This window comes from Leucobacter sp. NPDC015123 (assembly GCF_043080205.1).
GTDB classification, from domain to species: Bacteria; Actinomycetota; Actinomycetes; order Actinomycetales; family Microbacteriaceae; genus Leucobacter; species Leucobacter aridicollis_A.
The window spans coordinates 122847-148188 of the sequence record NZ_JBIBVH010000006.1 but is presented as its reverse complement, the minus strand read 5'-3'; the positions used below and the strand labels follow the sequence as shown (position 1 = coordinate 148188).

Annotated in this window: 19 protein-coding genes; 14 read left to right on the top strand and 5 right to left on the bottom strand. The window is 66.6% G+C overall.

What is annotated here, in order from left to right; all coding sequences use genetic code 11:
* The first annotated feature begins 202 nt into the window (after positions 1-202).
* Positions 203-1486: a YibE/F family protein gene (locus tag ACF07D_RS12635; RefSeq protein WP_255808814.1), complete on the top strand. Its 1284-nt coding sequence runs from the start codon at positions 203-205 to the stop codon at positions 1484-1486.
* A 1-nt stretch (position 1487) separates the two neighbouring features.
* Here ACF07D_RS12635 and ACF07D_RS12630 read toward each other — a convergent pair whose 3' ends face one another.
* The gene (locus tag ACF07D_RS12630) at positions 1488-2522 is read right to left on the bottom strand and encodes a hypothetical protein (RefSeq protein WP_391505137.1); all 1035 of its coding nucleotides are present in this window, start codon (positions 2520-2522) and stop codon (positions 1488-1490) included.
* Between the two features lie 442 nt (positions 2523-2964).
* On the opposite strand from ACF07D_RS12630, the gene ACF07D_RS12625 reads away from it, so the two are divergent.
* From ACF07D_RS12625 to ACF07D_RS12600, 6 genes are all read left to right on the top strand, one after another.
* Positions 2965-3384, top strand: coding sequence for a GntR family transcriptional regulator (locus tag ACF07D_RS12625; protein WP_391505136.1), 420 nt, complete (start codon positions 2965-2967; stop codon positions 3382-3384).
* A gap of 8 nt (positions 3385-3392) precedes the next feature.
* Positions 3393-4286, top strand: coding sequence for an ABC transporter ATP-binding protein (locus ACF07D_RS12620; protein WP_119281752.1), 894 nt, complete (start codon positions 3393-3395; stop codon positions 4284-4286).
* The gene (locus tag ACF07D_RS12615; RefSeq protein WP_119281751.1) at positions 4283-4993 is read left to right on the top strand and encodes a hypothetical protein; all 711 of its coding nucleotides are present in this window, start codon (positions 4283-4285) and stop codon (positions 4991-4993) included. The genes ACF07D_RS12620 and ACF07D_RS12615 overlap by 4 nt, the downstream gene beginning before the upstream one ends.
* Before the next feature lie 132 nt (positions 4994-5125).
* Positions 5126-6553, top strand: a complete 1428-nt coding sequence (locus ACF07D_RS12610) for a 3' terminal RNA ribose 2'-O-methyltransferase Hen1 (protein ID WP_391505135.1) — start codon at positions 5126-5128, stop codon at positions 6551-6553.
* Entirely contained in the window at positions 6550-9234 is a 2685-nt protein-coding gene (locus ACF07D_RS12605) for a polynucleotide kinase-phosphatase (protein ID WP_391505134.1), read from the top strand. The genes ACF07D_RS12610 and ACF07D_RS12605 overlap by 4 nt, the downstream gene beginning before the upstream one ends.
* A gap of 345 nt (positions 9235-9579) precedes the next feature.
* Positions 9580-10077: a glutathione peroxidase gene (locus tag ACF07D_RS12600; protein WP_119281748.1), complete on the top strand. Its 498-nt coding sequence runs from the start codon at positions 9580-9582 to the stop codon at positions 10075-10077.
* A 75-nt stretch (positions 10078-10152) separates the two neighbouring features.
* Here ACF07D_RS12600 and ACF07D_RS12595 read toward each other — a convergent pair whose 3' ends face one another.
* Positions 10153-10881, bottom strand: coding sequence for an SDR family oxidoreductase (locus ACF07D_RS12595; RefSeq protein WP_391505133.1), 729 nt, complete (start codon positions 10879-10881; stop codon positions 10153-10155).
* A complete protein-coding gene (locus tag ACF07D_RS12590) occupies positions 10862-12994 on the bottom strand; it encodes an FAD/NAD(P)-binding protein (RefSeq protein ID WP_391505132.1) in 2133 nt (710 codons plus the stop codon). Before ACF07D_RS12590 ends, ACF07D_RS12595 begins: the two co-directional genes overlap by 20 nt.
* Before the next feature lie 227 nt (positions 12995-13221).
* Between ACF07D_RS12590 and ACF07D_RS12585 the strand changes: the two genes are divergently transcribed.
* Genes ACF07D_RS12585 through ACF07D_RS12560 form a run of 6 tightly spaced genes read left to right on the top strand, consistent with a single transcriptional unit; the run spans position 13222 to position 20699 of the window.
* Positions 13222-14874, top strand: coding sequence for a TIGR04028 family ABC transporter substrate-binding protein (locus tag ACF07D_RS12585; protein ID WP_119281745.1), 1653 nt, complete (start codon positions 13222-13224; stop codon positions 14872-14874).
* A 33-nt stretch (positions 14875-14907) separates the two neighbouring features.
* Positions 14908-15933, top strand: a complete 1026-nt coding sequence (locus ACF07D_RS12580) for an ABC transporter permease (protein ID WP_391505131.1) — start codon at positions 14908-14910, stop codon at positions 15931-15933.
* Positions 15930-16880, top strand: a complete 951-nt coding sequence (locus ACF07D_RS12575; RefSeq protein ID WP_391505130.1) for an ABC transporter permease — start codon at positions 15930-15932, stop codon at positions 16878-16880. The genes ACF07D_RS12580 and ACF07D_RS12575 overlap by 4 nt, the downstream gene beginning before the upstream one ends.
* Positions 16877-18670, top strand: coding sequence for a dipeptide ABC transporter ATP-binding protein (locus tag ACF07D_RS12570; RefSeq protein ID WP_391505129.1), 1794 nt, complete (start codon positions 16877-16879; stop codon positions 18668-18670). Before ACF07D_RS12575 ends, ACF07D_RS12570 begins: the two co-directional genes overlap by 4 nt.
* 59 nt (positions 18671-18729) lie before the next feature.
* Positions 18730-20031: an alkylhydroperoxidase domain protein gene (locus ACF07D_RS12565; RefSeq protein WP_391505128.1), complete on the top strand. Its 1302-nt coding sequence runs from the start codon at positions 18730-18732 to the stop codon at positions 20029-20031.
* On the top strand, positions 20031-20699 hold the full coding sequence (locus ACF07D_RS12560) for a VOC family protein (protein WP_391505127.1): 669 nt from the start codon (positions 20031-20033) through the stop codon (positions 20697-20699). The genes ACF07D_RS12565 and ACF07D_RS12560 overlap by 1 nt, the downstream gene beginning before the upstream one ends.
* 298 nt (positions 20700-20997) lie before the next feature.
* On the opposite strand, the gene ACF07D_RS12555 is transcribed toward ACF07D_RS12560, so the two are convergent.
* The gene (locus tag ACF07D_RS12555; RefSeq protein WP_119281739.1) at positions 20998-22314 is read right to left on the bottom strand and encodes an ATP-dependent RecD-like DNA helicase; all 1317 of its coding nucleotides are present in this window, start codon (positions 22312-22314) and stop codon (positions 20998-21000) included.
* A gap of 95 nt (positions 22315-22409) precedes the next feature.
* On the opposite strand from ACF07D_RS12555, the gene ACF07D_RS12550 reads away from it, so the two are divergent.
* Entirely contained in the window at positions 22410-23642 is a 1233-nt protein-coding gene (locus tag ACF07D_RS12550) for an MFS transporter (protein WP_391505126.1), read from the top strand.
* 44 nt (positions 23643-23686) lie between these two features.
* Here the strand turns inward: ACF07D_RS12550 and ACF07D_RS12545 are convergent, their stop codons facing one another.
* A complete protein-coding gene (locus tag ACF07D_RS12545; RefSeq protein ID WP_391505125.1) occupies positions 23687-25078 on the bottom strand; it encodes an MFS transporter in 1392 nt (463 codons plus the stop codon).
* Between the last annotated feature and the right edge of the window lie 264 nt (positions 25079-25342).

Below are 25342 nucleotides of genomic sequence, written 5' to 3'. Positions count from 1 at the left end.
TGACGGCTCGTCGAGCGCCCCGGGGTGTACCCCCGGGGCGCTCGATCTGTTTGCGGGTCCAATCGACCGCGGCTGGCTGCGAAACGCGCCCGACAGGCGCCGGCAAGTAATGAAAACCAATATCATTAACGCATGAGATGCCGCGCTTTGCTCCATTTGTCCCAGTGTTCAGTGGCCCGCCAGCGCGAGGCGGGCCCGACTCATGCGGGCTAGCGCCGGCGCAGCGGGCAGCTTCGCAGGCAAGTGGCTGGCGAAGGTGCGCGGCGGCGGGCGCTGGCGGATGCATGCGGTGCTTGGCGCCATCGTTGGGGCCATCCTCATCGCGACGTCGCTCGCGACCGCCGCGCTCTGGCCAGACTCGGAGCAGGTCCCGATCCACGGCGATGTTGGTCCAGGCGGGAGCCAGATCCTCACCGTCCGTGTCACAGATGTCGTTGCCGCCCCTTGCGCGCAGGGTGGGCCCGGGTTCGGAGCGGCGCCCGGAGATGAGGCCGCCGACGGGAAGCGAGCAGGGGAGTGCTTTGAGGTGCGCGCGACGCTACCTATCGGTAAGCCCGTGAGCTTCACGCTCGATCACATGAACACCCACCCAGTCACCCCGCAGGAGGGCGACAGAGTGCGAGTGATCACGAGCGGGTCGGCGGAATCCGAAACCACGCAGTACTACTTCTACGACTACCCCCGCAGCGGGAAGATGCTCGCAATCGCGGTTGTGTTCGCGCTCATCGTTATCGGCGTCGGGAGGTGGCGTGGTGCCTTGTCGCTCGTCGGCGTGGCGGCGGCGGTCGGGGTGTTGGTCGCGTTTGTGCTCCCCGCCGTGCTCGCCGGCAAGCCTCCCGTTCTTGTCGCGGTGACTGCCTCTATCGGCATCATGACGCTCGTGCTGTACCTCGCCCACGGAATCTCACACCGTACGACGGCCGCACTCTTCGGGGCGATATTTGGAATCCTGTTCACCGCCGCGGCGGGCTTTGGGGCCACGAGGTGGCTTCGCTTCAGCGGGATCGCCTCGACCGAGGACGCGAGCCTGCTGGTGGCGGTGCCCGACCTGAACATGAACGACCTGCTCACCGCAACGATTGTGATCGCCGGGCTCGGCGTCTTGAATGACATCACGGTTGCCCAGGCGTCGGCGGTGTGGGAGATGCGTGAGCTCAACCCACAGGCGACGAAGCGGCGACTCTACCTCGCGGCGATGCGGATCGGGAGGGACCACATTGCGTCAAGCATCTACACCCTCGTGTTCGCCTACGCGGGGGCGATGCTCGGAGTGCTGCTGTTGATCTACACCTACCCGCGGGACCTGTTGGACCTCATTACGTCCGAGCAGATTGCCCAAGAAGTCGTTCGCACGCTGATTGGTGCCGCTGGGCTCGTGCTCTCGATGCCGGTGACAACTGCGTTGGCCGTGCTGTTTGCGCGGGAGCCGCAGGGCGCCGACGCCTCCCCGGGTAGCGGGGAGGCTCCCGCGGTTCAGGTGAGCTGAGCTAGGGGGTCTCGACAGTTCCAGGGTCAGTGCCTGGAGCGGCGTCTGGGTCTGCGCCGAACCGCTCAAGCTGCTTTCGTTCAGCGGCGGTCTGCTTGCGCTCGATACTGAGCCGCTTTCGGCCGGCCGCGAGCTGCTTGCGTTCGGCGCGGCGGACCTCGCGAGGCTGCCTGGGAGGTACCGCTGCGAGGTGCTCGGGATACACGAACGGCGCGGGGCCGAAGGCGGTGCGCGCCGAGCGCACGACCTTGCGGCCGAGCAGCCTGTTCCCTGTGCCGCCAATCACCGCGCCGACGCCGTAGGGGATCGCCTTGCCGATGACCGACGCGGTTCCGGTCTTCGCGAGCTTCTTTAGAAACATCGACCGAAGCTGGTCGAGCGCAGGGCCGACGAGGTTCTTCGGCATCGCGGTTGTGACGATCTCGCTCCAGAACGCGTTTCGTGCCATCCCTCCGGCAACCTGGCCGGTGACCTGACGCAGCAGCGTTGCGCCCTCCTCACCGAGCATGAGCGCCAGGATCAGGGCGTGCGTGCGGTCGCGGTCGGTGAGCACGATCCCGTGGACCTCGGCGACGGCGTGAGCGAACAGCGCGGTTGCCTCGATAAAGCCGAGGGTCTCCGCGCCGGCGAGCGCGAGGGACGCCGCGGTGCCGACCGCAGGGATTGCGGCGGCGGCGCCGACGCCCGCGCCGCCAGTCATGACTGTGGTGAGGTAGTGGCGTTCGAGCATCTCAACAAGCTGTTGCGGCGTCGCCCCGGGATGGCGTGAGCGGATGCGCTTGAGGTGCGCGAGCACGATCGGCCGCTGCACGGTGAGCACCCCGTCGAGCGCCTTCGCGACCATCGGGTGGTGCTGGCCGCCGGCTGCGCTGGAGCCAGGCGCTCCCGAGAAGCTCGGGCCCAGGGTGCCCGCTCCGGCACCGTTCTGTGAACCCTGGGCCGAGCCGCGCCCACCTGCCGGGGTGCTCGGTGCCGCATCGACGACGATGATTGGCTCCTCGGGCCGGGGCTCGTAGCGGTAGCGGGGCTGGTTCATAGCATCATGCTACGCAGCGAGGCTGTGCGGGAGATAGCTGTTCGCTGTCGGGTGAGCCTCCGGCCACCGTCCTGCAGGTGCCGGTGGCCCTGCCGCTCTGTCGCCACCGCAACCCGATCTCGTCGCCCCTGCCGCTCTGTCGTCGCCGCAACCCGATCTCGCCGCATACCCATGAGATCTACGTTAGAAATGCCCGATCCAGTCCGTGCTGCGATTCCTTCTGCAGATTGCAGGCGTATCGACTGGTGGGGTGGGCGGCCCGCGCTCGAATCTGTGACTTGTCTAGGCGTGCCGTGTGGGCCAGCGAAGTCGATTGCCTCGGATTGCCGTGGACTGCTTGACAATTGCCACTCCGCCTCGTAGGTTCATTAGTGAAGTAATGAACCAAGGGAGTGGATATGATGCGAGCACGGGTACCGGGCCCGAGGTGACGAGGTGACACGTGTTTGAGGATTCAAGGCCGATCTTTCAGCAGCTCGCCGAGCGGATTGTCGACGACATTCTGCGCGGCCGCTACGAGGAGGGTGGGCAGGTGCCCTCAACTAATGAGCTCGCGAGTTATCTCCGGATCAACCCCGCGACGGCAGGCAAGGGCCTCGGCTTGCTTGTCGACAGGGGCATCCTCGTGAAGCGCCGCGGCATCGGCATGTTCGTTGCCGAGGGCGCAACCGAGCGGATCGCTGCCGAGCGACGCGACCGGTTCGTCCAAGACTTCATCCAGCCAATGCTCGCAGAGGCGAGCACCATTGGGCTCGACAGGGCGGCGCTTCGCCGCCTCATCGACGAGTCCCAGACCCCCGATGAGTCCGCCCCGGGTGCGGAGGCGGGTACTCACCCCGCCGTCGGCCCCGAAACAGAATGAGAACGGATATGACCTACGCGATCAAGGCCCAAGGCCTCACGCGCGTCCACGGTGCAACCCGCGCCCTCGACGACGTCACCCTGAACGTGCACGAGAACACGATCACCGGCTTGCTTGGCCGCAACGGCGCAGGCAAGACGACGTTCATGTCGCTCGCAACGGCGCAGGATCGCCCGACCTCAGGCACCGTCAGTGTGCTTGGCTCGGAACCCTTCGAGCACGCCAAGGTGCTCGAACAGCTCTGCTTCATCCGAGACAACCAGCGCTACCCAGACGACTACAAGCTTGGGCACGCGCTGCGCGCCGCACGGATCTTTTACCCGAACTGGGATCAGGGCCTCGCCGACGAACTCGTCGAGCTCTTTCGTATCCCGCCGAAGACAGTCGTGAAGAAGTTCTCGCGAGGGCAAACCTCGGCGCTCGGGATTGTGCTGGGTCTCGCCTCCCGTGCCCCAATCACGTTCTTCGACGAGCCCTACCTCGGCCTCGACGCGACTGCCCGGAGCTACTTCTACGACGTGCTGCTGCGGGACTATCAGGAGCACCCGCGCACGATCCTGCTCTCGACTCACCTCATCGACGAGATGGACAGGTTGCTTGAGCGCGTCGTCATCCTCGACCGTGGCCGCGTCGTGCAGGACGCCGACGTCGACGAGCTCCGCGGCGCTGCACACCAGGCGGCAGGGTCGGCCGAGGCCGTTGCTGCCTACTCTGAGGGCAGAAAGGTGCTCAGCAGGCACCGGCTCGGCGGTCTCGCCACTGTCGTTGTTGAGGGCCAGCCTGACATGGCCGCAGCCGCTGGCGACGTCGAACTGAGCGCTGTGTCCCTGCAGGAACTCGTCGCAGCCTACGGCTTTGACGGCGGAGATAGCCCCGCAAGCGAGAAGGAGGTGCGCGCATGAATCGCGTGCTGAAGGTGACACGGCTCCACATGAACAAGCCTGGCGCAATGTTCGGTGTCCCCCTGCAGATCGTGCTCGTGGTGCTCGTCGTGTCGGCGCTCATCTCCCTCATGCTGCAGCGTGGTGGCCTCGACCCGGCCTCTGCCGAGTACGTTGAGGGAGCCCGCTGGAATCAGGGCATGATCTGGTCGCTCCCCGGCTTCTTGATCTACTACGGGGTTCAGGCGATCGCGACGACCTACCCGTTCTCGCTCGCGCTCGGGGCGACCCGCCGTGCTCACGTGCTTGGGACAGCCATCGCGAACGTCGTGCTGTCTCTCTTCATTGCCGCCGTGATGGTGCTCCTGCTTGGACTCGAGCTAGTGACGGGTCACTGGTTCATCCACCTGTACGCCCTCGACGTGTACCTACTCGGTTCGGGCAATCCCCTCGTGTTGTTTGTGACGATGTTCCTCATCACGTTCGTGGCGACGAGCATCGGCGGGTTCTTCGGGGCGGTCTGGGTCCGTTTCGGGTCGAAAGGGCCGACTGTCGCAGCCCTCGGACTCGCGCTCGTGCTCGTCGTGCTGCTGCTCATCTTCGTGCCCCAGCTTGGGGAGATCATTGCGGCGATCACTCGTCCGCTGTTGGCAGGCGTCGGAGTCGGTATCGCTGTGCTTGCGATCTTCGGCACCTGGCTGTCAATGCGCCGCGCTTCGGTGCGGTAGCTGCGCCCTGCGGCGTGCCGCGCTGCAGGCCTCGCGGGCCCGCTGCTTTGACGCCCCATCCCGGGGCCAAGGTAGCGGCGCTGGCCCGCATGGGGCCGGGCGACACGCCCGGCCCCATGCAACAATGGGCCAGTGTACGTTTCGCTGAGCACCACCACTGCCCCTGTCGAGGACCTGACGTTCCTACTGCACAAGCATCCGGCTCGGGCGCATACGCGAAAGCTGTCGGTCGGTGCGGTGAGCGTCGTCTGCACTGAACTCACCGATGAGCGCTGCACTGTCGCGCTCGCCCTCGAGGTCGACCCGATCGGACTGCTTCGCGGCCAGGGCGCCGCGATGGAGAGCTTCACCCTTGGGCAGTACGTGAACGACAGGCCGTATGTGGCATCGTCGTTGCTCACCGGGGCGATTCGCGGGGTGTACGGAACCGCGCTTGCCGGAAACTGTGAGGCCAGACCAGATAAAGTCGCTGAGCCCCTTGATCTTGAGGTGCACCTTCCGACCGTCGCCTGCGCCGACGGAGCGCAGCTCATCCGCAGGCTGTTCGAGCCGCTCGGCTGGACCGTGTCGGCAAGCGCGCTGCCGCTCGACCCCGAGGTCCCAGAGTGGGGCGATTCAGAGATCTTCGACGTCACCCTTACGGGAAGCGCAGTGCTGCAGGTCGCCCTGCAGCAACTCACGATCTTGCTCCCCGTGCTCGATGACGCGAAGCACTACTGGGTCGACCAGACTGAGAACGACAAGCTGCTCAGGCACGGCGGCGAATGGCTCGCAGCTCACCCCGAGCGCGGGCTCATTCTGCGCCGTTTCCTCCGGCACCAACGCGACCTCATCGCTGCCGTCGATGAGGCGAACGAAGCTGACGGCGTGGGAGCGCAGGCCGCAGGCGATCCTGACGGAGCCGCCCAGACCGATGCCCGTCGACCGTCGCTCGCGCGTGAGCGCCGCGACGCCGTACACGCCGAGCTCACACGACTTGGCGCTGCAAGCGTGCTCGACATGGGGTGCGGCCAGGGCGCTCTGCTCGCGCCGCTTGCCCGCGACCCGCGCATCAAGCGGCTCGTCGGTGCTGACGTCTCGGCCCGCGCGCTCGCTCAGGCGGCCCGCAGGCTCGGGCTCGACGGCGCTTCGGACGGCGCCGCCGACGGCGCGCCCGAAGCGATCCGCGAGAAGGTCGGGCTCATCCAGTCTTCGCTGACCTATCGGGACGACAGGCTCCGCGGCTTCGACGCGATGGTACTCATGGAGGTCATCGAGCACCTTGATCCTGAGCGGGTGCCGGTGCTTGAACAGACTGTGTTTGCCGAGGCGCGCCCCAGCCACGTGATCGTGACGACCCCGAACATTGAGTACAACGCCGCCTACCCCGGGCTCGCGCCCGGGGAGCTTCGCAACCACGACCACCGATTCGAGTGGACCCGCGCTGAGTTCGCGGCCTGGGCCGACAGGGTCGCGCTCGCACACGGTTACTCGGTCGTGCTGGCTGGCATCGGTCCGACAGTAGACGGGCTCGGCTCGGCGACACAGATGGCGACGTTCACTCGGGGAGGAACCAAATGACCGAGATTTCGATCCCAGAGGTCGCACTTGTGTTGCTTGTCGGCGCGTCAGGATCAGGCAAAAGCCGGTTCGCTCGTGAGCACTTCGGCCCATACGAGACTGTGTCGAGCGATGAGTGCCGCGGAATAGTCTCGAACGATCCGAACAATCAGGCCGCGACGAAGCCGGCGTTCGAGCTGCTTCACACGATCGCGTCGAAGCGGCTCGAGGCTGGGCTGCTGACAGTCATCGACGCCACGAACGTGCAACCCGAGTCGCGCGCCTCGCTCATCAAGCTTGCTCGCGACCATGACGTGCTTCCCGTCGCGATCGTGTTTGATCTCGAGGAGTCGGTGCTCTTTGAGCACGACCGCGGGCGTGACGACACCCCGCGGGGCGAGAAAGTGATTCGCCGCCAGCAGGGGCAACTTCGCCGCTCAATGCGCGGCCTGAGGCGTGAGGGGCTGCGCGGCGTACACGTGCTCAACACGACGGACGAGGTTGCCGCCGCGACGATCGTTCGGCGAAGGCTCCTCACTGACTTCCGCGACGATCACGGCCCGTTTGACGTCATCGGCGACGTGCATGGCTGCCTCCCCGAGCTTGAGGAGATGCTCGTCACGCTCGGCTATGCGATCGTGCGCGACGACGCAGGCCGTGCGATCGATGCGAGTCACCCCGGCGGGCGTCGAGCGCTGTTTCTCGGTGACCTCGTCGACCGTGGGCCAGATTCGGTGGGGGTGCTGCGTCTCGCGATGGGCATGCACCGGGCTGGCCACGCACTCGCGGTGCCAGGCAACCACGAAGAGAAGCTTGTGCAGGCGCTCGACGGTAAGCGGAAGACCATGACGCACGGCCTCGCCGAGACGATGCTCCAACTGGCGGGTGAGACTGACGAGTTTCGGCGTGAGGTGCGGGACTGGGCGCACGGCCTCGTTTCGCACCTCGTGCTCGACGACGGCAACCTTGTCGTTGCCCACGCTGGGTTGAAGGAGGCGTACCAGGGCCGCAGCTCTGGGCGGGTACGTGCGTTTGCGCTCTACGGCGACACGACTGGCGAGGTCGACGAGCACGGCCTGCCCGTGCGGCTCGACTGGGCGGCTGACTATCGCGGGAAGGCCGCCGTGCTGCACGGTCACACCCCCGTCGAAGAGGCCGAGTGGTTCAACAATGTGATGTGCCTCGACACGGGGTGCGTGTTTGGCGGGAAGCTCTCGGCGCTGCGTTACCCCGAGCGGGAGCTTGTCGAGGTGCAGGCGCGCGAGCGCTACGCGGACCCGATCAGGCCGCTCGCGCCGCCGCGGGGGAGCATGGCGACACCTGTCGGCGGTCAGGATCGCCAGCAGCTCGCCGGCCCTGCTACCGGGGTGCCGGGCGGGGCCGGGCACGGTTCTGCGCCATCGAGCTCGGGTTCGTCTGCGGCGGCGAACGCTGGACCGGGCGGTGCTGGGCAGCGCGCCAGTGGCGAACTTCGCGCGGCCGATGTGCTCGGCAAGCGCGTCATCGAGACGAGGCTCCACGGCCGAGTCGGGATCCGTGCGGAGCACGCAGCCGGCGGATTCGAGACGCTCAGCAGGTTCGCCGTCGCGCCCTCGTGGCTGCCGTACCTGCCGCCGACGATGGCGCCGTCGCCGACAAGCTCCGAGCCCGGATACCTCGAGCACCCGCGCGAGGCGTTCAAGGTATTTGCTGCAGCGGGCGTCGAGCGCGTCGTGTGCGAGGAGAAGCACATGGGTTCGCGCGCTGTCGTGCTGCTATGCCGCGACGAAGCGACCGCAGCACGACGCTTCGGAGGGCGGCCCGGAGAGACCGGAATGGTCACCACCCGCACGGGCCGGGCGCTGTTCGAGCGTGAGCTTATGGAGGAGTTTCTCGCGGGGCTCCGCGCTGCAGTCAACGCGGCAGGGCTCTGGGAGGAGCTCGAGACTGACTGGATCCTGTTCGACGGCGAGATGCTGCCGTGGTCGCTGAAAGCGGGCGACCTGCTCACGGGCGTCTACGCACCGGCAGGCGCTGTCGCGCGGGCGGGGCTTGAGGCTGCAGCCGAAGCGTTCGCCGCCGCTCAGGCGCGAGGCGTGGACGCGACCAAGCTCGAAGCGCGTGCGAGCGAACGCCTCGCAGATGCCGAAGCCTTCACCCGTGCGTACCGGCGCTACGTCTGGCCGACCTCCGGGCTCGAAGGCGTGAGTTATGCGCCGTTTCAGGTGCTCGCTACCGAGGGGAAGGCTCGCTACGGCGACCCGCACCCCTGGCACCTCGACCTCGCTGGCAGGCTCGCGGACGCGGCGCCCGACCTCGTGCGACGCACCCGTGCGCTCGTGGTGATACCCGCCGACGCCGAGAGCGTTGATGCGGGCATTCGCTGGTGGGAGGAGCTCACCGGTGCTGGCGGTGAGGGAATGGTCGTGAAGCCTGAGCAGTCAGTCGTGCTCGGCAAGAAGGGGCTCGTGCCCCCGGGGTTGAAGGTGCGCGGCAGGGAGTATCTGCGGATCATCTACGGCCCAGAGTACTTGGACCCCGCGAACCTCTCGCGGCTGCGCGAGCGTGATCTTGGGCGCAAGCGCTCCCTCGCCGGGCGCGAGTTCGCACTCGGTGCAGAGGCGATTGACAGGTTCGTCGCAGGTGAGCCGCTGTGGCGGGTGCACGAGGCTGTCGCGGCGGTGCTCGCGCTTGAGTCTGACCCTGTCGACCCGCGGCTGTAGGTCAGCAGCTTGCGCCACTGCCAGTGCCAACGCCACTGCCAGTGCCAACGCCAACGCTGGGCCCGCAAATCTGCGGTCTGAATGTCGGTCTTGTAGATGATGCGGCATTTCTTCTGCAGATCCCAGGGCTACCGCTCGCTCGCGGAGGAGGAGGCATAGGCAATATGTACATGCTGAGGCAAGGCTGGGGCAAGGCTGAGGCAGAGCTGGGGCGCAGCTGAGGCAGAGCTGAGGCGAGGCTAAGGCAGCTGGGCGAGGCCGGACCATCTCCAGCTGCACACGATTCGCGGCAACCTCCCTGTCAGCCTGACCCGCAGGGGGAGTACCTTGGGAGCAGGAGGCATCATGCGAGATATTGAAGTGACACTTGCAAGCGGCGAGGTGCGGAGGTTTGGTGAGCTCGCACCCGGTGCGGCGCTCGTCATCAACGTCGCCTCGAAGTGCGGCTTCACGCCCCAGTACGCGGGCCTTGAGGAGCTCTACCAAGAGTTCGGCGACAAAGGCCTGGCCGTGATCGGAATGCCCTGCAACCAGTTTCTTATGCAGGAGCCCGGCTCGGACCAGGAGATTGCCGAGTTTTGCACGCTCAACTATGGGGTCACGTTCCCGCTGCTTGCGAAGGGCAAGGTGAACGGACGTGGCACCGAGCCGTTGTTTAAAGAACTGCGGAAGGGCAAAGATGCCGCGGGCGCAGGCGGTCTGGTCCGCTGGAACTTTGAGAAGTTCGTCGTGAGCCGCGACCCCGAAGGCGGTGGGTCCCCGACGGTCACCCGTTTCCGCTCAGCTGTCGAGCCAAACGACCCGGCGATCCGCGCGGCGATTGAGGCCGCGCTCGCAGCCTAGCCCTGAGCCTCCGAGCGCAGCCGAGCCCTGTCGCCGCGCTCGGAACTCGGCACCGGTACAGCTGTGAGAGGTCGCCTAGATTCGGGCGATCTCTTGGCGCGGCCTGACAGCGAGGTCTGTGAGCTGCACGTCTGCAGGAGCGTCGACGATGAAGCGAACTGTGTCCGCGATCGACTGTGGCCTGATGTACCGCTCAGCCCGGTAGCTCTCGGCGGGGATGCTCGCGCGGAGCATCTCGGTGTCAGTCTGCCCCGGGGCGAGCGTGACGACGCGCACCAGGTGAGGCTCCTCGTCGATACGGAGGACATCGGCGAGCCCACGGAGGGCGTGTTTCGTCGCCGTGTAGATGGCGCTTCCTGGCACAGGCCGCGTTCCGGCGCCCGAACCAATGAAGACAACGGTGCCTGCTGCGGTCCGAAGAAGCGGCAATGTGAGGCGAGTGAGCTCAGCTGGGGCCGTGACGTTGAGCGCGAAGCTGTCGGCCCAGTCCTCGACGTTTGCGCTCTCGACCGACACCGCGCCGCCGCGCGCGGCCGAGTGGATGAGCACGTCAAGCCTGTCGAGGCCTGCCACCCTTTCGGCGAGCGATCTGCTGTCGGTAATGTCGATGGCCCACGTTTCGGCGTTCGCCGCATGCTCGAGCTCGGCGAGGCGGGCGGAATTTCGGCCGACAGCAATAACGTGGTGAGTTGTCGCGAGCTCGCGTACGATTGCCGACCCCATGCCGCCTGTCGCGCCCGTGACGAGTGCGACGGGGCGCGGCGAGGCGTTTGTGGCTGCAGACTCAGAGAGCGGATGAGGCACTGAGGGCTCCTTCGTAGATTCGGGGTGCTGCCGCATGCAGCGCGACCGCGAGCGCGCTCGCCGACACGCGATCGGTCTCGCGGAGCATTGGCGGGTCGGTTCCAGGCATTGGGCTGATGACAGTGCCGTGCAGCGTGTCATCGACTGGGATCCCTGCGAAGTGCACAGCCTCGTCTGGGGTGCCGTCAGCGCCGATGATGCGGCCGGTGGCTTCGTCAATGTCGATGCCGCCTGTGGCCGCGGCGGCTCCGGTGCGTGAAGCAATCGAGAACACGCGGGCGCGCCCGGCGGTGAGCAGTGACACGGTGAACGGGTCTTCGCTTGCGCGGGCGTCGTGAAACTGCATCCACGAGTCGATGAGCACCCTCGCGGTGACCTCGGAACCGGTGACGGCGTGTGACGATGCGACGAAACCGCGGTCGTCGACGCTCAGCGATGCGTCTGGGCCGATGAAGCGCACGATGCCGGCGGCAACGAGCGCGAGGAGTTCGTTGTTTCTGAATGCTGGGGGACCTGAGCCGACCATGCCGCCGAGCGCGGTGAGGAGTGCGAGGCCGTTCTCTCTGGACTCGGAGTCGAACCCGCCGAGCGTGCCGACCTGGGCTGCGAAGCCGCGGGCCGAGCTCACCGACCAGAGGCCGGCTTTCACGGGGCTGTCGATGCCGAGGTCGACTTCTCGAAGATCGTCGGCGACGCGCTCTGCGACCCAGGCGGTGAATGCGTTGGGCGTCGCGAACGTGTCGTTGACTGGCGTGATTTCGCCGGCGAGGTCGAGGCGATCCTCCGCCGCGGGAATGAACGCTGCGACTGCCGTCGACACCGCGTCGACGACGTCGCCGAGATTGGGTGCGGCCGTTCCAGACGCTGTCGGCGCGATCGCTTTGCGGATCGCTTCTTCGATGCCCGCGAGCGCACGCGAGGGGTCAGGATCACCGGGAGTCGCGTCGGTAGCCGTTGTAAGGGCGTTCGGCTTCACCCGCGCGAGCGTTTCGGCGTGTGCGAGGAATGCGTCGCCGACGATGCGCGGCCAGAGCGCGGTGTCGAAATTGATGGGGCGCGGTACCTGTTGCCAGTCCGCCTCGCGCAGGAGCCGTTGCTCAGCCCGCGGCGGCAGCGCGTTGTAGCGGGACTTTGCGCGGAAAGGGACGCCGCGGCGGGAGGTGACGTGGAGCACGGGTTCGTTTCCGGACGCGACGTACCTGAGCCCGCCGGGGGTCTCGGGCGCGTGCACATACCGCCCGCCGCGGCCCAGCGTGAGGAGCGTCACGGTGTCGAAGAAGCCCATGCCGAGGCCACGGACGATTGCATGCTCGCCGGGTCCGACCTCGGAGAGGTCCTGCTCGACTGGGCTTCCCTGCCGCACCCATGTGAGATCCGGCCGCGCCTCGACGCCCGCCGCGAGCGCGACGTCTGATCGTGACGCGGCACGCGGAAGCCACCCCGTCGCTGCAATCACGGCATCGACGGTGACTGTGTTGCCAGTCGTGGCCTCCCCACGGTCGAGCGTGACGCGTTCGCGGCCGTCGATGCGTTCGACAGCGGTCGCTCGGGCTTCGTGATGCACGACCGTCACGGAGTCTGGCAGCTCGGCGATCGCCCGCTGCAGGAACCACGAGAGGTATTCGCCGTAGAGCGCGCGGCTTGGATGCGACTCGGGCCGGAGCTTCGCGAGCTCGTCGCGATACTCGGCCGCGAGGCCTTGCCGTGCGGGGTGGGCGTTGAACGCGGCGGCGCGGGACGCCGGGATCGCGGCCGCCGCAGCACTCTCAGGTGCTTCGTCGCCGAGCGCATATTCGCGGGCGAGAATGCACCACTCGTACAGGGTTGGGCCTGGAACGACTTCGCCTTCGACGGTACTTCCGGGCTCGGTGAAGAGCGTCACCGCGTCGGCGAGGGTGTTCATGCACAGATCGCGAGTCTGATCGGTCCGCCAAATCCTGCCGGCGCCGGGTTGGGCGTCGTCGATGAGGTGCAGTTCGAGGGGCGGTGTCGTCGGCAGTGCTTTGAGGTGAACGCCGAGCCGCTCAACCAGCGACCCGCCGCGCGGGCCGAGGCCGACGATGGCGATGCGTGCCTGGGCGGCGGGCGCATCGTGTGGTGCGAGGGGTGTCATGTGGCAAGTCCAAGTATTGATTGCTGGTTTATGGCTGATATAACCCTAGCTTGGGTTTGTGTGGGGCTGCATCAGGGATGTCGCTGGGTTACGGAGTGTGACGCGTGCCGAAGTGGCCACGTTGCGCGACAGCTTGCCCGCATGCAAGGATAACGTTTCGTAATGCCACGCAGAAGCTAATCGTATGTTTCTCGCGTTCTCGATCACAATCCACGGAGACCGAATCCATGTCACGTATACGTCGCACGGCACTCGCCGCGCTGTCCCTCGCCGCAACGACCGCGCTGCTCGCGGGCTGCGCAAGTGGCGCACCAGCAGGCGAAACGCCAACCGGTGACCCCGTCACGGGCGGCACGCTCAGCTACCTTGAGCCGCAGACATGGACGACGCTTTACCCGCCCGCAGGTGGCTTCTACCCGAACGGCGGCATCGTTAACAACATCACCGACCGACTGCTCTACCAAGACCCGGAGACGCTTGAACTCACCCCGTGGATCGCGACGGCACTGCCCGAGGTGAACGCCGACGCAACCGAGTACACCTTTACGATCCGCGACGACGTCACCTACTCGGACGGAACGCCGCTCACCGCCGAAAACGTCGTGAAGAACATCGACCTCTACGGCAAGGGCGACGCAGACCGGGCACTCACCCCCTCGGAAGCGATCAACAACTATGACCACGGCGAGGTCGTCGACGCGACGACAGTGAAGTTCACATTCACTGCGCCCTCACCAGGTTTCGCCCAAGCCGTGTCGACAATCAACTCGGGTCTCGTCTCTGACGCGACACTCGACCTCGACAGCGAGGGCTTCGGCCCCGGTGGCGCGAAATCCGTTATTGGCAGCGGCCCATTTGTGATCGCCGATGAAAAGATCGGCACCGAAACCCAGCTGAAGGTGCGCGAGGATTACGACTGGGCGCCGGAGGCCGCGGCCCACGACGGCCGCGCATACCTCGATGGCATCACGTACACCGTCGCAGGCGAGAACAGCGTGCGCGTCGGCACCGTTGTCGCGAAGCAGGCGGACGTCGCCCGCCAGATCCCCGCGCCTGACGAGCCGCAGTTCGCGGCTGACGGGCTGTCGGTGCTCGCGGCGTCAACGAACGGCGTCACGAACAGCCTGAACTTCCGGTTCACGAACCCGCTGCTCAGCGACATTCGTGTGCGCCAGGCGCTCATCGCTGGCATCGACCGCGAGAAGATCGTGGAGACACTCTTCACCGATAGCTACCCGCTCGCGACAGGTGCGCTCGCGACGACGGCGCTCGGCTACGTCGACACGTCTGAGTTCTACACCTACGACCCGAAGCAGGCCGAAAAGCTGCTCGCGGAGGCTGGCTGGAAGGCCGGCAGCGACGGCGTCCTCGAGAAAGACGGGGAGCGCCTGAGCATCACCTTCAACGAGGCGATGCCGCAGCCACGCTCCAAAGAGGTCGTGACTCTCATCCAGGAGCAGCTCGGAGAGCTCGGTATCGAGGTGAACCTCTTCGCAGGAGACTATGCGGCACAGACTGCAGCCAGCCTCGACCCCGACACGATCCAGGTCTACCACTCGATGGTTGGCCGTGCCGACTACGACGTGCTGAAGTCGCAGTTCTTCTCGACGAACCGCAACACGCTCTTGAACTACAACACGGCCACCGAGAAGAACGCTGATCAAGAGCTCGACGACCTCCTCGCACAGGTCGCCTCAGCGCCGACCCCCGAGGAACGCGCGGCAGCATCTGAGGCAGCGCAGCTCCACCTTGCCGAGCAGGCGTACATCCTGCCGCTCTTCGAGGAGCCGCAGGTCTACGGCCTCACTGACGCGGTGCAGGGCTTCGCAACCGAATCGGTCGGGCGGCCGAACTTCTACAACACCTGGCTGACGCGCTAGCGGCGCGAGCCTGTCCCCGGGAAGGACCCAACAATGCCATACGTCGCAAGGCGTCTCCTGCAGGCGCTGATCGTGCTCGCGCTCGCGTACACGATCGCGTATGTGCTGCTGTCGGCCCTTCCCGGGGACGCAGTTCTCGCCCGATACGGGAGCCCTGAGCTCGGGCTCTCACCCGATCAGCTCGATGAGATTCGCGACAGCTATGGCACAGACAGGCCCCCGCTCGAGCGTTACTTCGATTCGATCCTGTCGTTCGTGCGCGGCGACTTTGGATACTCGGTCAACAGCGGTGCGGCGGTCTCGACCCTGCTCGCCGCCGCGCTGCCGTCGACCCTCGCACTCGCGCTCTCCAGCCTCGTCGTCGCGGTGGTGCTCGCGGTGACGATCGCCTTCACGGCGAGCTACGGTGGAGCCGCGTGGCTGCGTCGGCTCTTCCGTGGGCTGCCGCCGCTATTTGTTTCGCTGCCTGTGTTCTGGGTGGGCATCATGCTCATTCAGATCTTCTCGTTCAAGCTTGGCCTCGTGCCGGCGATCGGGGCGACTGGGCTCCAAGGCCTTGTGCTTCCCATGCTGACCATCGCGATCCCGATCGCGGCCCCGCTCGCCCAGGTGCTGCTGCGCTCGATCGACGAGGTGCGCACCCAGCCGTTCGTTGCGGTGGTGAAGGCTCGCGGCGCGAGCACATCATGGCTGCTCTGGCGCAACGTCGCCCGCAACGCGCTGCTGCCCACCTTGACTATGGCTGGCGTGCTGTTCGGCGAGCTCGTCGGTGGCGCAGTCGTCTCAGAGACTGTGTTCGCGCGAGCGGGCATCGGGCAGCTTACTGCGCAGTCGGTTGCGGCTCGTGACACCCCGGTGCTGCTCGCCATCGTCGTGCTGGCGGCGCTCACGTTTGTGCTCATCAACCTCGTCGTCGATTTGCTCTACCCAGTTCTTGACCCGCGACTGCGTGCGCGGGCGGCCGCCTTGAAGTCCGCAGCGCAGACAGTGTCAACCACCGCAGCGAATCCGCAGGGACCTGCAACCGCTGCCGCGAATACCCAGGGAGTGACACGATGAGCATCTTCACCCCACCAGTGCGCGACACGGGGAGGCAGGATCCCGCTTCCCGGAGCCCGCAGGAAGGCCGCCCGGGCGAATCTCGCCCGACTGATAACGGTCAGACGCGACAAGCCGGCCCCGCGAGGCGCCCGAGCCGGTTCGGCCCTGGTGCCCGAAAGACAGCGGCATTCGCGGTGCCAGCGGCAGTGATCCTGATCGGACTCGCGTGGGCGATCGCCCCCGGCATCTTCGCGCACGGCAGCCCGACGGAGACTGTCGGTCAGGCGCTCCAAGCACCGAGCGCGCAGTTCTGGTTCGGCACCGATGCGACAGGACGAGACCTCTACACGAGAGTGATCTACGGTGCGTCAGAGTCGATCGTTGGCGCACTCGTCGCGGTGCTCGTCGGTTTTATCGCTGGCACGACGCTCGGAGTGCTTGCGGGCTCGGTCGGCGGGCTGCTTGACGAAGCCATCATGCGCTTCGTCGACGTGCTGCTCGCAATTCCCGCACTGCTGCTCTCGCTGAGCATCGTGATCCTGCTCGGCTTCGGCACCACGAACGCGGCGATCGCTGTCGGCGTGACCTCAATCGCGGTCTTCGCAAGGCTCGCCCGTTCGCAGGTTGTGAGCGTCCGCGTGAGCGAATACGTTGAAGCGGCCTACGGCTCCGGGGGCACGTTCTGGACGGTGCTGTGGCGCCACATCCTGCCAAACTCCCTCACCCCAGTCGTCGCGCTCGCGGCTCTTCAGCTCGGGTCTGCGATTCTGCAGATCTCGACGCTCGGCTTCCTCGGCTACGGTGCGCCGCCGCCGACGCCTGAGTGGGGTCTGCTCATTGCCGAGGGGCGAAACTACGTCGCGACGGCGTGGTGGCTGACTGTGCTTCCGGGCCTCGTCGTCGTCGCCATTGTGCTCGCAACCAACCGTCTCAGCCACGCCATCCGAGGAGGAGAAGCAGCATGAGTGAACAGTCGCTCCTGAGCGTGCGCGACCTGCGGGTCGCTTACGACACCCCTGCTGGAACCGTGGAGGCCGTCCGCGGCGTCTCGCTCGATGTCCTGCCGGGCGAGGTCACTGCGCTCGTCGGCGAGTCAGGATCGGGCAAGACCACTGTCGCGCAGTCGGTCATCGGGTTGCTCGCGGGCAACGGCAGGGTCGCCGGCGGTGCAATCACCCTCGCGAGCGAGGCGCACGGTGCCGAGCAGCTTGTCGGGTTGAGCGAGCGAGCGTGGCGCGGCATTCGCGGGCGAAGGATCGGGCTCATTCCGCAGGACCCAGGCAACTCCCTCAACCCCGTGCTCCGCATTGGCGCGAGCGTTGGCGAGGCGCTCAAGATCCACGGTTGGCGTGACAAGCGCGCAGTTGCAGCCCGCGTGCTCGACCTTCTCGAGCGCGTCGGCATCGACGACCCGGAGCGCCGAGCACGCCAGTTCCCCCACGAGCTCTCGGGCGGAATGCGGCAGCGCGTGCTCATCGCCGCTGCGCTCGCGCTCGAGCCCGAACTCGTGATTGCCGACGAACCGACGAGCGCGCTCGACGTGACTATTCAGCGCACGGTGCTCGACCTGCTCGATCGTTTGCGGCGCGAGACGGGTATGGGCGTGCTGTTCATCACGCACGACCTCGCCGTCGCAGCTGACCGCTCAGACTCGATCGTGGTCATGCAGGGCGGCGAGGTGCAGGAGGCTGGGCCCTCCGCCGAGGTGCTCGCGAATCCGTCGGCCGATTACACCCGCAAGCTGCTCGCAGACGCGCCGTCGCTCGCGCGCGTTGTCGTGCGCGAGCGCCCCGAGACGCGGGCCGACGCCGACGCTGCGGGGCCTAGCGTTGCTGCGGACCGCGCTGACCTCACCGAACCGCTCGTGCGCGTGAGCAACCTCAGGCAGGAGTTCAAGACCCCGGGCAGAGCGGAGCCCTTCGTCGCCGTCGACGACATTTCGTTCACAGTTAAGCGCGGGACGACACACGCGCTCGTCGGCGAATCAGGATCGGGGAAGACCACGACAGGTCGCGCGATCGCCGGGTTCCAGCGCCCCACCTCCGGCGAGGTCACCGTCGCGGGTACCGAGCTCGTCGGGAAGCGACCGGGCAGGGAGTTCCGCAGGCACACGCAGCTCGTCTACCAGAACCCGTACGGCTCGCTCGACCCACGACACACAATCGGCGCGACGCTCGCAGAGCCCCTTCGTAACTTCAAGATCGGGTCGCGGGCCGACCGTGAGAGCCGGATCGCGCACGCGCTCGACCTCGTCGCGCTCGCTCCCGGGATAGCCGACCGCAAACCGACCGAACTTTCTGGCGGGCAGCGGCAGCGCGTCGCAATCGCTCGGGCTCTCATCGTCGAGCCCGAGCTCGTCGTCCTTGACGAGGCCGTATCTGCGCTCGACGTGACCGTGCAGGCTCAGATCCTGAGACTACTCGCCGACCTGCAGCGCGAGCTGGGGCTCACCTACGTGTTCATCTCTCACGACCTCGCTGTCGTACACCAGATTGCAGACACAGTATCGGTGCTGCAGCGCGGTCGCCAGGTCGAATACGGCGGGGCCGAGGAGATCTTCAGGGCGCCCACGCACGAATACACGCGGGCGCTGCTTGACGCGATCCCGGGCGGTGGAGCGCTCGCCGCGGGTGCCGGTGCGGGTGCCGGTGCCGTTGAAGCCGACGGCCGTGATCGTGCCGTGCCCGAAGGCGCCGCGAACGCCACTCTTGCGACCCCGGCACCCGATCGCCTCCTTGTCAGCGCGAACCGCTGACGCCCACTCAACCACCGTCGCGCTTGACGGTTACAACAGCCACTCAACCGAAGGAACTCATGACCGCCGCACTCACTGCTGACATCATCGACATCCTCGCGGGCCTCGGCCCGGGGCACGACATTGCGACTCTGCGTGGCCAGCGTGCGCAGGCGCGAGACAACGCCCAGCTGAGCTTCGCCGCGCTCCTCGAGCCGAAGGACTCCGGGGACTTCACCCTCGCCGAGCGCTACGCCGTCGCGCTGTTTGTCTCCCAGCTCCACGGCTTCCCAGAAGCGGTCGAGTTCTATGCCGACCTGCTCGGCGATGAGGCTCCAGAGCTCGTGGCGACGGTTGCTGCACTGGCAACTGACGCTGCTGCGATCGGCCCTGTCGGCAACTACCGGGAACCCGGCCTGCACAACGAGAGCATCGCCGTCGAGCCGTGGGCGCCGACGGCGGCGGCAGCGGGCGCGATCGGCCACAGGCTGGCCGCCGCGCTTTCGCACACCCACCTGCTCGTTATCCGTCCTCGGGAAGCGTCGGCCGATGCGCTCTCCGCGCTCGTGCGCGCAGGGTGGAGCGCCGACGACATCGTGTCGCTGTCGCAGCTCGTCGCTTTCCTGTCGTTCCAGCTGCGCTCGGCGTGGGGTCTGCGAGTTCTCGCCGGTGTGCCTCGCGGCGAGGGCGTCGACCTCGGTACGGGTGCCGGCGCTGATGCTCGCGCCGTCGCTGACGCTGCCGAGGCCGTTGACAGTGAATCCGTCGCCGAGCTCATCACCGAGTACCCAGACCTGAACCGGCCCGACCGGTTCACGCAGCAGAGCCTCGGGTGGGTGCCGTGGCTCGCGCCGGTTGACGAGGCTGACCTGACTCCTGAACAGCGCGACGCGCTCGTCGATCCGCTGCGCGCGAAGATGCCGTACTTCCGGTTACTCGCACGCGATCCTGAAGCGCTGCGTGCACGCACCCTGACCGACCTCGACATCTTCTTCAACACCGACGGTGGCATCGGTCGGGCTGAGCGCGAGCTCGCGGCGACGGCCGCGTCACGGCACAACGGGTGCGTCTTCTGCGCGTCGGTGCACTCCGCTGCAGCGACACGCGAGTCCGGGCGAGAATCGACAGTGCAGGCGCTCCTCGACGAGGGGGTCGGCGCAGACCTCGGCGACGCGAAATGGAACGCAGTCGTGAGCGCATCCGTCTCGCTCACGAACACGCCGCTCGGGTTCGGCGAGGCCGACATCGCCGGGTTGCGGGCGGCAGGACTCTCTGACGCCGAGATCATCGACGTCATCAACGGCGCGGCCTTCTTCAACTGGGCGAACAGACTCATGCTGTCTCTTGGTGAGCCTGAGGTGCCAGCGAAGCGCGGGCAGTAATGGCCACTCCAGCGGAGCTTGACCACATTGTCATCGCGAGCCCAAACCTTCCAGAGCTCGTCGACTGGTTTGCGCGGCTTACGGGTGTTGCCGCAGAGCCCGGGGGTCGCCACCCAACTGGAACGCAGAACGCCCTCGTTGCGCTCACCGTCGAAGGCGACCGCGGGCGGCAGTACATCGAACTCATCGGGCCGCACGACGACTCACTGGGTGATCCGTTGCCACAGACCTTCGGAATAGACAGGCTCGAAGCGCCGACGGTGCAGACGTTCGCGATCCGCGTGCCCAATATTGACGCGAGCGTGGAGCAGGCACGTGCCGTCGGTTGGCACACGGGACCCGTCGGCGACTTGTCGCGTCGCACACCAGAGGGAGGCCTGCTCGAATGGCGACTCACGCGCACCGATGACAGTCAGCCTGAGGAGTTTCAGCTCCCGTTTCTCATCGACTGGGGCGAGACGCCCCACCCGGGGGAGACCAACGGCCCGGCGATCGAGCTCGTCGAGTTTGTGAGGTTTGAGCCGACTACTGAGCGTGCCGAGACTCTTCGGAGGCAGCTCGCTGCAGTGGGCGGAGGTGCAATCGATGTGCGCGTCGGGGGTTCACCGGGGTTCGGGCTCACATTGCGGGCGGCAGACGGGGCACTCGTCGAGATACTGCCTGCCTGAGGAAGTGGGCGGGCGCCGAGCGCCGGGCACTGCCCGTCCCTACCACCGCGCTCGCACGCCCGTGCCCGCGCTGCACACGGCGCCCGCGCGCGCACGCCCGCCCGCGCGCGCACGCCCGCCCGCGCGCGCACGCCCGCCCGCGCGCGCACGCCCGCCCGCGCGCGCACGCCCGCCCGCGCTCGCACGCCCGCCCGCCCGCCCGCAAGAGAGTACATTCCTGTCCAAAGGCCCCCTTACCAACCGTGGGCAAGGGGGCCTTTGGTGAGAAACACGCTCTTTTGCGAACGTCGGGCGGCCCCTATGCCGGCGCGGAGCTCTCCGTGGATGATGCCGACGCGGCCGCCTGCTTCGGCTGCCGCTCGGCGAAGAAACGCACAACGTTCGGGTCGACGATCACATCGCGCGGCTGCAGGGGCCTTGCGAGGTAGAGCCCGTCGAGCGAGCGCACGCGGCTGAGCGCGACGTACGTTTGGCCGGCGCTAAACGCGCGGGGTCCGAGGTCGATCGCCGCAGCGTCGTAGGTGTGCCCCTGCGACTTGTGAATCGTCACGGCCCAGGCGAGACGGAGCGGGAACTGCTCAAACTCCGCGACAACTTCCTTCTCGAGCTTCTTGGTGTCGGCGTCGTAGCGGTACCTGAACCGTTCCCACGTCGCGGGTTCAACCTCGTGCTCTTCATCGCCGACGATCACCCAGACCGTGCCCTCGATCTTTGAGACGGTGCCGATGGTGCCGTTCACCCAGCGCCCGTCTGGATCGTTGCGCAGAAACATGACCTGAGCGCCCTTCTTGAGCTCGAGCACCTCGTCTGCTGGATATGTGTTTTCGCGGAACTCGCCGGTGATCTCAGCGGCGGCCTTCAGGCCCGAGCCCTTGATCTCGGCGAGCCGCTCGGCGTTGATTCGGTTCACCGTCGCGTTTGTCGTCGCGAGCGTGATCACGTCGCGCGGCGCCTGGCGAGCGCCCGCCCCATTGAGCTCGTTCGCCTGCGCCTCATCGACGACCCCGTAGCGAACTGCGCCGAGGATCTGCTTGAACCTGTCGTCGCTCTGCCTGTGCACCTCGGTGAGCTCGATGACGTCGAGCGGGGTCTCTTGCCAAATCTTTGAGTCGAAGAACCAGAGCGATCGGTACGTATCGTCGAAGTAGGCGCGCTCGTGCGGGTCGCGCGGCGGCACGGGCGGCAGCTGGAATGGGTCACCGAACATGATGATCTGCGCCCCACCGAACGGGTCGTGGCGTTTGCCGCGCGCTTGCCTGAGCGAACGATCGATGGCGTCCATGAGATCGGCAGAGACCATCGAGATCTCGTCGATGATGAGGGTGTCGATGGACGCGAGCATCTTCTTGAGCTCGGCGGGCTGCTCGAGCTCGTGGTCGGCGATCACGCCGGTCGGCAGCCGGAGCAGCGAGTGGATCGTCTGGCCGCCGACGTTCAGCGCGGCAACGCCTGTCGGGGCGCACACAGCGATGATCTTCGACGTGTTCCACGACAGGTGGTTCAGGATCGTCGACTTGCCGGTGCCAGCCCGTCCGGTCACGAAGATGTGTTCGCGGGTGTGCTCGATGCGCTCGTAGACGTTGAGTTGCTGGGGGCTGAGTTCGGGGCGCGACACTCGAATAGGCTACCCCGCAATGGGATACTAGTGCGGCGCGTACGCGCGCGGTCCGCATTCGGACCAGACATCTGCCATGGAAGGCGACAAGCTTCGTGCCCCCACTCACCACTACTCGCCGGAACCTCGCGCTCTTTGCGTTAGCCCTTGGCGGATTCGCGATCGGAACGACAGAGTTTGCGACGATGGGGGTGCTCCCTGAGATCGCACACGATCTGGTGCCTGGCTACGCCGCTGACCCGCAATGGGGCATCGCGCAGGCGGGCAACCTCATCACGCTCTATGCGCTTGGCGTTGTTGTCGGTGCGCCCGTGTTCGCCGTGCTCGGCGCGCGAATGTCGCAGACGAAGCTCGCGATCTGGCTGCTCGTCTTACTCATCGCGGGCACCGTCGGCTCCGCGCTCGTGCCGGGCTTCGGCACTGTCGCGGTCTTCCGGTTTATCTCTGGGCTGCCGCACGGCGCCTACTTTGGCGTGGCGTCGTTGCTCGCCGCGAGGCTCATGGGGCCGGGCAACATGGGCAAGGGCATCGCGCTCGCGATGAGCGGGCTCACTGTGGCGAACGTCATCGGCGTTCCGCTCTCGACGGTGCTTGGGCAGCAGCTTGGTTGGCGCTGGGTGTACGCCCTCGTCGCCGTGCTGTTTGCGGCGACGCTGCTGCTCGTTGCGCTGTATGTGCCGCGATTCCCGGGGAGCCCTGAGCGTAGCCCGCTGCGTGAGCTCAGTGCGCTGGGGAGCGCGCGCGTCTGGATCATGGTGGCGGTGCTCTCAATCGGCTTCGGCGGGTTCTTCGCCGTCTACTCCTATATTGCAGAGGTGACGACGCGTGAGGCGGGGCTCGGCGCCGGAATGGTTCCGTGGGTGATTGCGACGATGGGCATCGGCATGGTGCTTGGCAACATCCTCGGCGGGATCCTCACAGATCGGAGCCCGGTCGGCACCGCCATCTGGGGCTTCGTGCTCTTCATCTCGTCGTTCGTGCTCTACTCGCTGTTCGCGGCGCACCCGGTTGGGCTCTTCGCGTTCGCGTTCCTCGTGAGCCTTGCGTCATCAATTTTGCTCCCCGGTTTGCAGGCCCGCCTCATTCGAATGTCGAGCGAGGCGCGGCTGCTGGGCGCCGCGCTCAACCACGCTGCAGGTAACGTGGCGAACAGCCTCGGGGCTTGGCTCGGCGGTCTCGTGATTGCGGGCGGGTTCGGCTATCTCGCACCGGGGTGGCTCGGCGCAGTGCTCGCCGGGGCCGGTTTCGTGCTGCTGCTTGTGAGCCTCGCGGTGCAGCGCCGAGACGGCGGGAAGAGCCTCGACACCGCCGGGATCCCTGTTAGCTAGCCGGCTGCCGCCTGTCAGCCGCCAGTTGCCGGCCGCGGGGGCCGCTACTCGAGCTCGGCTGCAGAAGTGTCGGGTTTGCGCACGAATACAAGCGTGAGGGCGAGTCCGAGCGCAACGACGATGATGAGGCCGAGGATGCCGAAGTGCGTCGCACCAAACCAGCCGATGAACGCAGCCCAGAGCCAGGGCGACAGGAAGCTCATGACTCTGCCGGTCGTGGCGTAGAGGCCGAACACCTCGCCCTGCATGTTCGCGGGCGTCATGTGGGTGAGTAGCGAGCGGCTCGAGGCCTGTGCTGGGCCGACTGCGGCGGAGAGGATGAGCCCGCCGATCCAGAAAATGGACTTGCCCTCCTCTCGGAAGAAGAAGATAAAGAGGCCGCTCACCACGAGGATCAGGAGCGATGTCACGATGATTGCGCGAGGGCCGAACCTGTCGTCGAGCCTGCCCGCGATGATCGTCGAGATACCTGCGACGAGGTTGAGTGCGACGCCGAAGATCATTACCTCGGTCGCAGAGAAACCGAACGACACTGCCGCGAGAATGCCGCCGAACGCGAAGATGCCGGCGAGGCCGTCGCGGTACACGGCGCTCGAAATGAGAAACCAGAAGGTTTGCCGCTGCTCGCGAAACAGCGCGCCGAGGTCTCGCACGAGCACAGCGTAGCTGCGGAAGAACCCGACGCGTGGCCTGTCGGTGCGGGCCGGCGGCTCGGGCACCCACAGTACGAACGGGATCGAGAACACGATCGTCCAGACTGCCGCGCCGACGGCGATGAGTCTGTATGCGAGCCCATCTGACACGTCCATGCCGAACCAGTCGAGTTCGGTGAGCAGGACGACGATGATGAGGGCGACGATGCCTCCGATGTACCCGAGGCCCCAGCCGAGGCCGCTCACGCGTCCGACTGTTTTCTTCGTAGACACATCGAACAGCATCGCGTTGTAGCTGACGCCCGCGATCTCACTTGCGACGGCGCCGAGGGCGACGGCGGCTGCGCCGAACCAGAAGTATTGGGGGTCGGAGTACACGAAGAATAGCGCGAACTGGATGAGCGCAAGTGCAGCAGTTCCGAGTACCACCCAGCGCTTCTTGTTGCCGCGCGCGTCGGCCTGCTGGCCGAGCACGGGGGCGAGCAGCAGGATCAGGATCCCGGCTGCAAACGTGACCCAGCCGTAGCTCGCTGAGAGATCTGCGAGGCCAGTGCAGTACGCGGTTCCAGCGTCGCCGGCTTGTGAGCAGACGAGGCTGCCGTCGGCGTTCTGCGCGGCAACATCATCGGGGAGGAACGCATCGGAGACGAGGTAGAGCGACACCCACACGAACGTGAGGATCACGGAGTTGAATGGTTGCGTTGCCCAGTCCCAGATCGCCCAGGAGGCGACTGTCCGCTTCGTCGCGGGGAGTGGGTTCGGTGCGGGGATTGTCTCGCTCACAGCCCCAGGCTACTGCGTGCGCGGCTACTGGGCGCGGATTATGAGGATTGCTGGGAGATGAACGCTAGGGTGCATCGGATCTGCCACAGGTTGAGGGCTACTTGGGTGGCGATTTGGGCGGACCGGGTCGGAGCCCTGGCGCTGCCTGGGACTCGGGTTTGCGCACGAACGACTGCTTCGTGAACGGATGCTGAGAGTTGAGTGAATTCGACTCAAGTTTGGGTCAATCGACTTGACTCTCGCGGCCGTCTCGCTAAACTTGAG